Source organism: Bacillus cereus group sp. BfR-BA-01453 (assembly GCF_022662915.1).
GTDB classification, from domain to species: domain Bacteria; phylum Bacillota; class Bacilli; order Bacillales; family Bacillaceae_G; genus Bacillus_A; species Bacillus_A paranthracis.
The window spans coordinates 44,743-56,230 of the sequence record NZ_JAKUEN010000021.1; the positions used below are offsets into that span (position 1 = coordinate 44,743).

Here is an 11,488-nt window from a genome sequence, read left to right on the forward strand (position 1 = left end):
ATCTAAAGGGAAGTATTAATTAAAGTAAAATAGGTAACTTGAAAAATAACGGGGGAACTTCCCCCGTTATTTTTATCTATTCAATGTTATATTGAGAGTCGAATATCCAAACTTATTAAACAAGTATAAAAGATTTTGACCATCAATCAGTGTAATTGGCTTATCTTTTATAAATGTGACAGAGTCTTTTCCGAAAGAGCTTGTTGTTACTAAAATTCCTTTTGTTGCTCCTTCGTGAAGCATAGTTCCATACAAATCACGTACTGCGGATACAGGAACCGTCATATTATATCGTTTTGCTTGGATGATAAACTTTCCGCCTTTAATTGGATCGGGGTCAAACGCAATAGCATCTACTCCGCCATCACGACTAGCTTGTGTTACTTTGACTTCGGCACCATCCTCATTAAACATTCTTTCAAACAATTCTCTTACTAGATGTTCAAAGTCTTCCCAATGCATAGTAGCTAAGTTGTCCGCAGAAGTAAGGTTAGCTAAAACCTTTTTGGATTCCACAAACCGTTTATCATTTGTTTGTAGAGTCATGATAGGTTTAACAGGAGATAAGGTTGTAAGCTTACCTGCAAATAATCCTTTTAGACTTTGAATACATTTTTTATAGTCTATTCTGTCTAATTTTATAGGTTCAAATTCTTCACGAGACGCTTGGACGGAAATAATACATGAAGTAGAATCATTGCCAGTTGCTTCGTCTATATAACTAATCCATCCATTAAAGACAACGATATTTACATCGTTGTTATATACAGCTTCAAAAATTTCGTGAATTGTTCTTAATGTTATTTGAAATATTATAGATTCATAAAATTCCTCGAAATCCTTCTTTTTCATTTCGACTGATTTTACTTCTTTTCTTGTGGCAATATATTTATATTCAGTGATATTTGGAATTAAGGTTGGATTAGGTAGTTTATATGATATAACTAGTGTATTTAAATCTTTTCGAAACTGTACATCATACTCTTTCTCAATCCCATCAGGGTAAAGAGAGTTTTCTAATACCACATTTACATACTTCTCAACTGCTTCAGGTTCCCCTAATTCAAATTGCTTTTTCCAGTTCGTAATATTGTCATTGTATTGTTGTTGTTCCAATTCAAATGTTTCTTTTTGCTGAAGGTGTTTATTGAGAGCATCTTCTTTCTGTTTTTCGTATGTATCATAAGTTTGATTATATTCTTCCAATGCTTGTTCATAAGCGTTGTTTGCCTGATTTTCTAGTTGAATTCTTTTACGTTTGAGGGGAGATATGAATTTTTCTAATATTCCTTCGGTTGGAACTTTATATGTATGTTTAAAAGTATCTAAGGTAGGTTTTTGTGTATTAAAAGGTTCATAGAAAAATGGTGGATAACTGTCGTATTTCTTTTGAGATTCCCAATCTAAGGTGTCGTCAATTTCGAGTGTAGCATTTAACAGGTTTTCATATTCATGGATTATATCTTGGGCAGCAATTGTATCAAATTCTGCTTGCATTTTTATATCTTGAATCTTGTCTCGTTCACGTTGCTTCACTTCAGCTTGTGCCCATTTTTGTTCTTGTTCTTGTATTTTTAGATTCAATTCCCATGGAGATGCAGCTTTAATCAGTTTGCTTTTTCCTAAATAGTCATTACTAATAGTTTTTTGATAATGGTATCGACTTGCCATGCATACACACCCTTTACAAGTTCAAATTATCTTCTTCTATATTTTACCTATACAATAAGTTAGAGTAAAGAGATGGAAGATATGAATTTTGAAAGGTTCTAGATGCAGTATTTGTGATTTAAATAACAAATTAATCCCTAATGAGTGTGAAATTAGGGATTAATAGATGATAAGGATGCAGAAGGACAAGTAGAAAGAAGGAAAATAGTTTACGAGAACTTGTTGGGATTAGAAAATAGGGATAAAAAAGGAGGTTGGGAGAATTTTATGTAAAAATACGGAAAGATCCTGTTCATTCAAGAGTACAGCCAGGAAATAGAAGAAGATGTGATAAGTATTTTACAAGATTTAATGAAAAGAATTAAAGAAAATTAGCGATGAAGTGATAGTTGGAAATAAAGAAATAGATATAGTAAGACAAACGTTTTCTAATTATGATTTAGATGTTCAGACTAATGAGGATGTAAAGATTATTGGTAAACTATATAATACTTCAACTATTATTAAAATATTTAATAACAACTATTTAAGCGCTGAAGCTATTTCAAGAAGTAGACTTTGAGAAAGTATGAATATGTTTATTAACCACAGAAAAAAGTGAAAGTAGAGGGTGGATTTTGAAATTAGATGCAATCATTGAGGTATTAAAATAGACTGTGAACCAAGGGCTTACAGTCTATTTTAGTAAAAATTCTATTTAGAGAATAATGTATAGGGCTTCATTCAATTGGTTTTGGCCCTGTCGTGTCTCCTTTGTCTAACATTGAGGAAATTTGAATCTTATTATCAAGTATCTTTATTTTATATAATCTGTTTTTTACCTTTTCTCTATACTTGCTTTTTCCGGTGGTAAAAATATATTCTTCAGAGGTTGTAATTTTGTATTCTGAACTCGTAATCTCTTCTGGTTTTGCAGAAAGTTGAAATTCAACGACATGATACTGGTGCCCCTCAGAGAATTCATTGTGTATATAATTGTTCATACCTGTATAATATTGACCATCTTTTTCAATAAAATCTTCAATGTAACTGCTAGTGTTTTTATTAAAAGCAAGTAAGCTTTGTTTGCTATAATTGTTTAAAAAGATTTGAATATCTTCAGAGGTTTTCTGCTTTTGATTGTTTTCCGTTTTAGTTTCTATATAGCTAATTATTCCTATACATGTTCCAATAGTTGTGATGACGCCAGCTATAAAAGCAACTATCTTTTTTTTATTACTAGTGGATTCGATGGATGACGGATTCATATTAAATTCCCCTTATGATAATTGAATGTATTTTAAAACAAGAATTTTCTACCATTCCATATAATACATAAATGATGGGCATAAAAGCAATAGATTTTGTGAAAAATATCATATTATCTAGATTATAAATTTTTAATTAGTTTTGGGTGATTAAAGCACCTTATCAATACGAGGGCTGGGTGCTCTTCAGCTATCAAAAACGAGCATTAATCCATACTACCTCGGTATTAAAATGTTTGAAGATATTGAAGAACGCTACAACAACCCGACAGAAGAAATAAAACAATAGGATCTGGTCGAGACAAAATCTTTGAAGTATGCGAAATTGAATGGAACGTATCTTTCTTAAGAAACTACTTAAATAAAGATTTTGTAATGCGACAGATTTTTGAACGCAGAGTAAAGAATATGACTCATTGTTTGATTTTGTGAAGTCAATGTAATTAATAATGATACTCATTATTAATTACATTGACTTCTGAAAAAAGAAAAACTAGAATTTATAAAGGGATCTTCAATTGTTCGCTATCATTTGTATAGCAGGTAAGTTATGTTGGATAGCTTTATTTCTATAAGATGTAGGTTGGCTCTTTATAGTTTTGGTGTTCTTTTTATCTTTTTTTGTACAGTATTTTTGGTGAATCAAAAGGTGTATGCAGAAGATGTACCGTGGACATCAGTTTCCAATGAGGGAGAACGTGTACTTTTTCAAGAACAATCTTTGTATAGTAATGATCGAAGGAGAGAAGATCTTGTTTCACCTTCATTTGAAGGGCGTAAACATGGTGGGGAAGATTGGGGATACTTATTAAGAGACAGTAATTTTAATTATCCATCTCGTACGGGTGTAACAATAATAGCTACCCATACAGTAGGAAGTAGTTCTTGGAATTCTGGAAACCGGGTGACAGACGATGTTTTTAATAATCTTAAAAAATGGTCTGAATAAATATAATAACCTTATATGGATTTTATGTTGTATATTGGTCATTATCATAATGTCTAGTTCTATAGCAAATAATGAAAAGAAGTTTAGTAAGGTTGTTAATTATGTAACTTTTCACGTGAAAAATAAAGAAAAACAGCCAATAAAAGGTTTTGAAATTATACTTATGAAAGACGAATCACCTGAGCCGAGTAAAGAAATTGGGATTTCAATAGGGAGAACGGATGAAGAAGGAAAAGTTATTTGGAGGAATGTGAGGAAGGGAAATTATATCATATTTTTGCCAAATGGTGAGACGCAAATAGTTAGGGTTAACGATAGAGATGAAACGAGAGTAATAAATATATTATTGTAGAAAACGAATCCATTTTGAAAAAGAATACTCAAAATGGATTCGTTTTTTTATGGAGTTTTTAGTTACCAAACAGGACGTATATTTGATGATAATTTCTCTGTATTTTCTTTAGTAACGAATGTTGTTAAATCTTCTTTTAGCATTTGCATTCGTTCTGTACCTATGTTTTCAATCCATTGTTGCTCTATTTCAGCTACTATTTTTTCTTTTGCCTTCAATACTGACAAACCACGTTCGGTTAAAACAATGATTTTCCCTCTTTTATCAGTAGGATGTGTTTTGCGTGTAACGTAGCCACTCTTCTCAAGAGAATCCACCATTTTACTTACAGCTTGTTTTGAAACCCCTAAATATTCAGCTAGTTCTATACCCGTTGCTCCATTAGGTAGAATGCGTTTGAACATAAAACCATGTGCTGGCCTAATATCTTCAAATCCCAATTCATTTAATTTGTCATGTAGTTCAGTAATTAATGTGCTAAATGATAATGATAAAAGCGATGTAAGATCGAACTCGTTAAATGTTTGATCCATGTATATAACCTCCGTATCTGTAGTCAATTAAGTTGACTATACATGATACTTATTGTACTATGCATAATATAGTCAATCAAATTGACTATATTATGTTGTAGAACAAATAATGATTTATATAATATACAATCAATGGAGGTTTCACATGGTTAATATCGTAAAAATTAGAGGGAGTGTATTTGCACCGTATGCGTTGCTGAAGCCTATTAAGGACGCTGCAACAGGAAGAATTTTTGAATACGCCGGAGATGCACGTGAATTTACACCGTACGCTGTAAATTCAAAGCGTTCAAGATTAGAACAAGAAGTGATTGTTGATTTTTATAAAAGAGAAATTTTCACATATGCAGATGCTTGCATCGTTACTGTAAAAATTACAAATCCAGACGGCTCAATTGAATATCAAAAGGGAGAAACAAGTACAGAAAACATCGCATGTACAAATATTGTATGGAGTGAAGATGAAGTTTCATTTGAAATGAGAGCAAGTGCAAGTAATCCGTTAAATGCGGCGGCACCTGCAGCAGATTATTTTTTGGTTATAAGAGTTAATACAAGTGGCATTGTGCATATTGAAGGTTTACATGATGGTTTCCCTTGCTATGAATTTTATAAACAAATAGATTTTGGTTCATTTGAAAAAATATATACACATGATTTCAGAGAAACGAATGATACCCCAGCAGCACTAGATGGAGAAATGGAATATAACTTTAAAAGGAAAATATAGCACCATTTTTATGAAGGAAGTAGCCAACATAAAAGAGAAAGGCTTTAATTATGTAGCTGAAATGGTGGATTTTTTATTAAATAATGCAGTATATAAAATTAGAATTATAGAGGTGTTTCTTATGACTAATATCGTAAAAATTAGAGCCAGTGTATTTATTCCAATGTCTTGGACTGAAGCCAAGAAGGATATGGAAACAGGACAAGTAATCCAATTTGAAGGTGATTCACGTGAATTTACACCACATGCGGTAAATACGATGCGTTCTAGAGTGGAGCAAGAGGTAGTAGTTGATTTTTATAAAGAAGAAGTGTTTTCATATGCGAATACGGGTATTACGACAGAGAAGATTACGAATCCAGATGGTTCGGTGAATAAAAGAACTGGAAAAGCGAGTACGGAAAATATTGTGTGTACTGATATCGTATGGAATTCCGGTGGTGTACAATTTAAAATGAGTGCGAGTGCAAGTAATCCATTAAATGTATATGCACCTCCTGTAGATTATGTATTAAATGTCTGTGTGAAAAAGGATGGTACTATCGATGTTCAAGGAGAGCATGATGGATTCCCTTGTTTTGAATTTTATAAGCAAGTAGATTTCGGTTCATTTGAAAAAACATATACACATGATTTTAGAGAAACTGGTGATACAGCTGCAGCACTAGGTGGAGAAATGGATTATAGTTTTAAAAAGAGTTTATAAGAAGTAAGATAATAATGCAGTGTAGTTGAGAAATGCAAAAGCCAATACAATCAGTGGCTTTTGCATTTTTACTATCCGTTAGAAATGTCCAAAAAACAAAACGCTTTACAATATACCCTTAAGGGTATATGATATTATACAAAGTTACAAAGTAATGTATAATATAGTTATAATTACGGAGGTGGTCTATAGTGGAATACAATCAAGATATGAAAAATAGATTAAAACGTATTGAAGGCCAAGTTCGTGGTGTGCTTCGTATGATGGAAGAAGGAAAAGATTGCCGAGAGGTTATTACACAGTTAACGGCATCTCGTTCTGCACTTGATCGTACAATTGGACTTGTTGTTGGAACAAATCTAGAGCAATGTTTACGTGAGCAGTTTGAAAAAGGTAACGGTTCAAATGAAGAGTTAATTAAAGAAGCTGTTCAATTACTTGTAAAAAGCCGATAATCTGTCAAACGTAAGAGTTGACAGATTTTCAAAAACATTTTAATATACCCCTACAGGTATATGTATATAAATTGTGGAGGAATCGACTATGAGTATAAAAGTGGATATGAGTTTAGATTGTAAAGGTTTGGCTTGTCCGATGCCGATTGTGAAAACGAAGAAGGCGATAGAAGGATTGGCATCAGGACAAGTGATTGAAATTAAGGCAACAGATAAAGGGTCTACAGTAGACATACAAAGCTGGGCGAATAAAGTAGGGCATCAATATATCGGGACGAAACAAGAGGGCGATGTTTTGATGCATTACGTTAGGAAAGCGCATGAGCATGAAGTGAATGAAGTAGCAAAGTATCCTCATACAATTACGAATGAAGAGTTGGAAGAGATATTATTAAGTGATGAAGAGTGTATTGTATTAGATGTTCGAGAAGCGGCGGAATTCGCTTTTGGTCATATTCCATCGGCTGTTTCCGTGCCGTTAGGAGAGTTAGACAGTGCAGCTTTAGATCAGACGAAGCAAATTTATGTTGTTTGCCGAACGGGTAACCGTAGTGATGTAGCTTGCCATATGTTGAAAGAGAAAGGTTATGTAAATGTGAAGAATGTCATTCCAGGCATGTTAGAGTGGCAAGGGAATATAAAGAATTAAAATTTTTTAAATAAAAATATACCTATGGGGGTAATTAAATGAATGTTAAACCGTTACAAGCAAAAGATGTTGCAGAGAAAGTTTTATTCGGAGAGTTGTTTATTTTAGATGTTCGTAATGAGACGGATTATGAAGATTGGAAAATTGAAGGGAAACAAATCTCATCTATAAATAAACCGTATTTTGATTTGTTAGATGGTGTAGATCATATTGTAAGTGAATTACCTAAAGATAAAGATGTTTTAGTAGTATGCGCAAAAGAAGGGTCTTCTATATTTGTGGCAGAGCAATTAACAGAGGCTGGATTAGAAAATATTTATTATTTAGCTGGTGGTATGAAGGCATGGAGTGAATATGTAAAGCCTGTAAAAGTTGGAGATTTAAAAAATGGCGGAAGTATGTATCAGTTTAACCGTCTTGGAAAAGGCTGTTTATCTTATATGGTCGTTTCAAACGGTGAAGCAGCAGTTATTGATGCAGTAAGAACAGTTGAAGCGTATGAAGAATTTGCGAAAGAGCATGCTGTTACGATTACGAATGTAATGGATACACATTTACATGCAGACCATATTTCTGGAGGACGTAAGTTAGCGGAAAAAGTAGGTGGTACGTATTGGTTACCGCCAAAAGATGCGGAGGAAGTTGTTTTCTCATACGAACCGCTTGTTGAAGGATCTGTTATTACGGTGGGGGGTACTAAAATTGAAATTGACGCATTATACTCACCAGGGCATACGATTGGAAGTACGTCATTTATTGTAGATGATTCCTATTTATTATCAGGCGATATTTTATTTGTAGATTCCATCGGGCGTCCAGATCTTGCTGGGAAAGCTGAAGATTGGGTAAGTGATTTACGTAATACTTTGTATAGCCGATATAAAGAACTATCTCAAAGTTTAATTGTGTTACCGGCTCATTATTCAAAAATAAGTGAAATGGACGAAAGTGGTATTGTTAGTGCAAAATTAAAAGATTTATTTGAGCATAATGCAGGTTTAAATATTGAGGATGAGGGAGAGTTCCGTAAAGTTGTAACAGAGAATTTACCACCTCAACCGAATGCATATGAAGAAATCCGTCAAACGAATATGGGTAAAATTCACCCGAGTTTGGATGAAGAGCGTGAAATGGAGATTGGTCCAAATCGTTGTGCAGTTCACAAATAAATAAATAAATAAATAAACGAATGAATGAAAAATGGAGGAATAGATGATGAATGTAAAACAAGTATTAGATGCAAAAGATTTAGCATGTCCAATGCCGATTGTAAGAACGAAGAGAGCGATGGATACTTTGCAAACTGGAGAAGTGTTAGAAGTACAGGTAACTGATAAAGGGTCAGTTAAGGATATTCCAGCTTGGGCAAATAAAAGTGGCCATGACATCGTAAAGCATGAAGAGGAAGGCGATGTGCTGAAGTTTTGGATTAAGAAGGCATAGTATTTTTATAAATGTAGAGAGGTTGATTATATGAACACAATATTAAGTACGCTTTTCATTGTACTTGCTGCATGGTTTGTTATTTCACGCTTTTTACCTGTGAAAGGTGTTCAAAATATAAACGGAAAAGAATTAAAAAGTATAGTAGGAAAACAGGGAAAGTACTTTATCGATGTTCGTACAGTAGGTGAATATAGAGGAAATCATATGAAAGGATTTCAAAATATCCCGCTAAATGACTTAGCGAGTAAGACAAATCAATTAGATAAGAATAGGGAAGTAATCGTTATTTGTCAGAGTGGAATGAGAAGTAAACAAGCAGCGAAAATGTTAAAAAAATTAGGATTTCAGCACGTTATCAATGTTTCAGGCGGAATGAATGGTTTGTGAGGAGGAAATGTAAAATGAAAGAAATGACAGCAAAAGAATTAGAAGAAAAATTGGTACGTAAAGAAGCAGTAAATATCGTAGATGTACGTGAAGTAGAAGAAGTAGCTGAAGGGAAAATTCCAGAAGCGTGTAATATTCCACTAGGACTATTGGAGTTTCGTATGCATGAGTTGGATAAAAAGAAAGAGTATATTATCGTTTGTCGTTCTGGCGGAAGAAGTGCAAGAGCAGTTCAGTTTTTAGAAAGTTACGGTTTTCAAGTGATCAATATGGTAGGTGGTATGTTAGCTTGGGAAGGTAAAGTAGAATAGGGCGAAACGATTTTTTATAAAAATAAAAATACCCCTATAGGTAATTGGAGGAAGGACAACATGGAACAACAAAAGAAAACAACAATCGTTTTGTTTAGCGGAGATTATGATAAAGCGATGGCTGCTTATATTATTGCAAATGGTGCAGCTGCTTATGATCAAGAGGTAACGATTTTTCATACTTTCTGGGGATTAAATGCTTTAAGAAAAGATGAACCTGTGAAGGTAAAGAAAAATTTCATCGAAAAAGTGTTTGGAAAAATGATGCCACGTGGCGCTGATAAGATGGGATTATCTAAAATGAATTTTGCTGGTATGGGACCAAAGATGATTAAAGGTATTATGAAAAAACATAATGCGATGCCGTTACCAGATTTAATAGATTTGGCGAAAGAACAGGGGATTAAACTTGTCGCTTGTCAAATGACAGTAGATTTATTAGGGTTAAAAGAGGAAGAGATTATGGAAGGGGTAGAGTTTGCAGGAGTAGGAGCATATTTAGCAGATGCTTCGGATGGGAATGTGAACTTATTCATTTAATTCATCTTCTTTCTAGAAGGGAGGGGATGTAAGATGAGCTTAGTCGTATTACTTTTTATAATTGGGTTTATAGGATCGTTTATATCAGGAATGGTTGGAATTGGCGGTGCGATTATTAATTATCCGATGATCTTATACATTCCGGTATTGCTAGGATTTACTGGCTATACTGCACATGAAGTGAGTGGTATTACAGCGGTGCAAGTATTCTTTGCAACTTTTGCAGGGGCATGGGCTTATCGGAAAAGTAATGATATGGATAAAACGCTCGTTGTGTATATGGGAGCTAGTATATTAATAGGAAGTTTTATAGGTAGTTTTGGTGCTAATGCATTAGAGGAACATACGGTCAATGTTGTTTATGCAGCGTTAGCAACAATAGCTGCTATTATGATGTTCGTACCGAAACGAAATAATGGTGATGAAGTAAAATATAATAAATGGTTAGCAAGTTTGTTAGCATTTATTGTAGGAGGCGCATCAGGTATTATAGGTGCTGGAGGTTCGTTCCTTTTAGTTCCGATTATGCTAGTCATTTTAAATTTGCCAATACGTACAACGATAGCAACCTCTATCGCTATTACGTTCATTTCCTCAGTAGGGATTACGACTGGAAAAGTGATAACTGGGCAAGTAGTTGTAATGCCAGCTCTTATTATTGCGATTGCAAGCATCTTTGCTGCGCCGCTTGGAGCGCGAGTTGGGAAGAAGATCAATCAAAAAGCACTGCAATATATGTTATCGATTTTGATTGTAGGTACAGCTATTAAGATGTGGATTGATATGATATCGAAATAAAAGGATGGCACTGCTTGCAGCCCATCCTTTTATTTATGCCCAAATCACTTTCATTAAATTTTTATATTCGTCATTAGCTAATTTATATAGCATTCTCGTATGTTCAAATACAAGTGCTGGATTAAAGTTTGGTTCTGAGAATGCAAGAGATGTTGAAATGTCAATTGCATTTTGCTTGTTTAATGTGAATTTTGCAAATCGGTAAGATGTGTTTAATTCATTAATAACGTGCAAAATGTCATTTGTTGCTGTTGCATCCGGTACGTGAGCAACATTGAAGCAGTATATATCTACAGTAGGATGTTCGTTTTGGAAAGCAGCGATCAGTTGAATTTTTGCGCCAGCTTCTGTCTCTAATCCTACTGAAAAGTGAACAGAGCCATCATTTTCATCTATATTTTCTTCCATGTATATATCGTTTGACTTTAAGTAGTCTCTAAAATCTGAGATGTTATGTTTTACTGCAGCTTTCATATGTATGAGCCCCCTGATAATTGGAATAGATTGCTACTATTTATTATAATTTAAAAATATTAAAAAAGATAGTTAGAAAGTTCTGATTTTTAATTATGAAGCAATAAAAAGAAGCAGTACTCTACCTCCTGAACTGTACCCTATAAAATGGACAGTTTAATAAAAAAGCCCTGAAAAATCAAGCACTTAAAAGATGGTTCCGATATTCGATCGGAGCCATCTTTTTTAATGTCCACTGAT

Annotated in this window: 15 protein-coding genes and 2 pseudogenes; 13 read left to right on the forward strand and 4 right to left on the reverse strand. The window is 33.7% G+C overall.

Features of this window, described 5'->3' with window-relative positions:
• Positions 1–72: 72 nt before the first annotated feature.
• Together MR070_RS24835 and MR070_RS24840 are read right to left on the reverse strand one after the other, a co-directional pair.
• On the reverse strand, positions 73–1,671 hold the full coding sequence (locus MR070_RS24835; protein WP_138322457.1) for a restriction endonuclease: 1,599 nt from the start codon (positions 1,669–1,671) through the stop codon (positions 73–75).
• 719 nt (positions 1,672–2,390) lie between these two features.
• Positions 2,391–2,918 carry a TcaA NTF2-like domain-containing protein gene (locus MR070_RS24840; protein WP_001070031.1) on the reverse strand — a complete coding sequence of 176 codons (528 nt, stop codon included), beginning with the start codon at positions 2,916–2,918 and terminating at the stop codon, positions 2,391–2,393.
• Positions 2,919–3,096: 178 nt separating this feature from the next.
• On the opposite strand from MR070_RS24840, the pseudogene MR070_RS24845 reads away from it, so the two are divergent.
• The 3 genes and pseudogenes from MR070_RS24845 to MR070_RS24855 all read left to right on the forward strand — a co-directional run.
• Positions 3,097–3,323: pseudogene (locus MR070_RS24845) on the forward strand (SpoVR family protein); the annotation flags it as partial.
• 145 nt (positions 3,324–3,468) lie between these two features.
• Positions 3,469–3,792: pseudogene (locus MR070_RS24850) on the forward strand (trypsin-like serine peptidase); the annotation flags it as partial.
• Positions 3,793–3,832: 40 nt separating this feature from the next.
• Positions 3,833–4,219 carry a DUF2606 family protein gene (locus MR070_RS24855; RefSeq protein WP_000478590.1) on the forward strand — a complete coding sequence of 129 codons (387 nt, stop codon included), beginning with the start codon at positions 3,833–3,835 and terminating at the stop codon, positions 4,217–4,219.
• A gap of 62 nt (positions 4,220–4,281) precedes the next feature.
• On the opposite strand, the gene MR070_RS24860 is transcribed toward MR070_RS24855, so the two are convergent.
• The gene (locus MR070_RS24860) at positions 4,282–4,752 is read right to left on the reverse strand and encodes a MarR family winged helix-turn-helix transcriptional regulator (RefSeq protein ID WP_242262146.1); all 471 of its coding nucleotides are present in this window, start codon (positions 4,750–4,752) and stop codon (positions 4,282–4,284) included.
• 145 nt (positions 4,753–4,897) lie between these two features.
• Here MR070_RS24860 and MR070_RS24865 point away from each other — a divergent pair, with 145 nt between their 5' ends.
• The 10 genes from MR070_RS24865 to MR070_RS24910 all read left to right on the forward strand — a co-directional run bounded on the left by MR070_RS24865 (position 4,898) and on the right by MR070_RS24910 (position 10,774).
• Positions 4,898–5,482, forward strand: a complete 585-nt coding sequence (locus MR070_RS24865; RefSeq protein WP_242262147.1) for a DUF3238 domain-containing protein — start codon at positions 4,898–4,900, stop codon at positions 5,480–5,482.
• Between the two features lie 121 nt (positions 5,483–5,603).
• A complete protein-coding gene (locus tag MR070_RS24870) occupies positions 5,604–6,188 on the forward strand; it encodes a DUF3238 domain-containing protein (protein WP_242262148.1) in 585 nt (194 codons plus the stop codon).
• 191 nt (positions 6,189–6,379) lie between these two features.
• Complete coding sequence (locus MR070_RS24875; protein ID WP_000456204.1) at positions 6,380–6,643, forward strand: metal-sensitive transcriptional regulator; 264 nt, start codon at positions 6,380–6,382, stop codon at positions 6,641–6,643.
• 88 nt (positions 6,644–6,731) lie between these two features.
• Positions 6,732–7,292 carry a sulfurtransferase TusA family protein gene (locus tag MR070_RS24880; protein WP_000023967.1) on the forward strand — a complete coding sequence of 187 codons (561 nt, stop codon included), beginning with the start codon at positions 6,732–6,734 and terminating at the stop codon, positions 7,290–7,292.
• A gap of 38 nt (positions 7,293–7,330) precedes the next feature.
• Positions 7,331–8,461: an MBL fold metallo-hydrolase gene (locus MR070_RS24885; protein WP_044790956.1), complete on the forward strand. Its 1,131-nt coding sequence runs from the start codon at positions 7,331–7,333 to the stop codon at positions 8,459–8,461.
• Between the two features lie 43 nt (positions 8,462–8,504).
• Positions 8,505–8,735 (forward strand): sulfurtransferase TusA family protein, encoded by a 231-nt coding sequence (locus MR070_RS24890; RefSeq protein ID WP_002035794.1) that lies wholly within the window; start codon positions 8,505–8,507, stop codon positions 8,733–8,735.
• A gap of 30 nt (positions 8,736–8,765) precedes the next feature.
• Positions 8,766–9,125, forward strand: coding sequence for a rhodanese-like domain-containing protein (locus MR070_RS24895; RefSeq protein WP_001092321.1), 360 nt, complete (start codon positions 8,766–8,768; stop codon positions 9,123–9,125).
• 14 nt (positions 9,126–9,139) lie between these two features.
• Positions 9,140–9,436 (forward strand): rhodanese-like domain-containing protein, encoded by a 297-nt coding sequence (locus tag MR070_RS24900; protein WP_095842578.1) that lies wholly within the window; start codon positions 9,140–9,142, stop codon positions 9,434–9,436.
• A gap of 60 nt (positions 9,437–9,496) precedes the next feature.
• Positions 9,497–9,976, forward strand: a complete 480-nt coding sequence (locus tag MR070_RS24905) for a DsrE/DsrF/DrsH-like family protein (protein ID WP_000437743.1) — start codon at positions 9,497–9,499, stop codon at positions 9,974–9,976.
• Positions 9,977–10,009: 33 nt separating this feature from the next.
• Entirely contained in the window at positions 10,010–10,774 is a 765-nt protein-coding gene (locus MR070_RS24910) for a sulfite exporter TauE/SafE family protein (RefSeq protein WP_242262149.1), read from the forward strand.
• Positions 10,775–10,807: 33 nt separating this feature from the next.
• Here MR070_RS24910 and MR070_RS24915 read toward each other — a convergent pair whose 3' ends face one another.
• A complete protein-coding gene (locus tag MR070_RS24915; protein ID WP_044790707.1) occupies positions 10,808–11,248 on the reverse strand; it encodes a hypothetical protein in 441 nt (146 codons plus the stop codon).
• Positions 11,249–11,488: the final 240 nt, after the last annotated feature.

Coding starts and splice junctions, on each gene's coding strand:
- MR070_RS24880 (WP_000023967.1), top strand. CDS start 6,732: ATGAGTATAAAAGTGGATATGAGTTTAGATTGTAAAGGTTTGGCTTGT.
- MR070_RS24915 (WP_044790707.1), bottom strand. CDS start 11,248: ATGAAAGCTGCAGTAAAACATAACATCTCAGATTTTAGAGACTACTTA.
- MR070_RS24900 (WP_095842578.1), top strand. CDS start 9,140: ATGAAAGAAATGACAGCAAAAGAATTAGAAGAAAAATTGGTACGTAAA.
- MR070_RS24870 (WP_242262148.1), top strand. CDS start 5,604: ATGACTAATATCGTAAAAATTAGAGCCAGTGTATTTATTCCAATGTCT.
- MR070_RS24890 (WP_002035794.1), top strand. CDS start 8,505: ATGATGAATGTAAAACAAGTATTAGATGCAAAAGATTTAGCATGTCCA.
- MR070_RS24910 (WP_242262149.1), top strand. CDS start 10,010: ATGAGCTTAGTCGTATTACTTTTTATAATTGGGTTTATAGGATCGTTT.
- MR070_RS24905 (WP_000437743.1), top strand. CDS start 9,497: ATGGAACAACAAAAGAAAACAACAATCGTTTTGTTTAGCGGAGATTAT.
- MR070_RS24865 (WP_242262147.1), top strand. CDS start 4,898: ATGGTTAATATCGTAAAAATTAGAGGGAGTGTATTTGCACCGTATGCG.
- MR070_RS24860 (WP_242262146.1), bottom strand. CDS start 4,752: ATGGATCAAACATTTAACGAGTTCGATCTTACATCGCTTTTATCATTA.
- MR070_RS24855 (WP_000478590.1), top strand. CDS start 3,833: ATGTTTTTAATAATCTTAAAAAATGGTCTGAATAAATATAATAACCTT.
- MR070_RS24895 (WP_001092321.1), top strand. CDS start 8,766: ATGAACACAATATTAAGTACGCTTTTCATTGTACTTGCTGCATGGTTT.
- MR070_RS24835 (WP_138322457.1), bottom strand. CDS start 1,671: ATGGCAAGTCGATACCATTATCAAAAAACTATTAGTAATGACTATTTA.
- MR070_RS24840 (WP_001070031.1), bottom strand. CDS start 2,918: ATGAATCCGTCATCCATCGAATCCACTAGTAATAAAAAAAAGATAGTT.
- MR070_RS24885 (WP_044790956.1), top strand. CDS start 7,331: ATGAATGTTAAACCGTTACAAGCAAAAGATGTTGCAGAGAAAGTTTTA.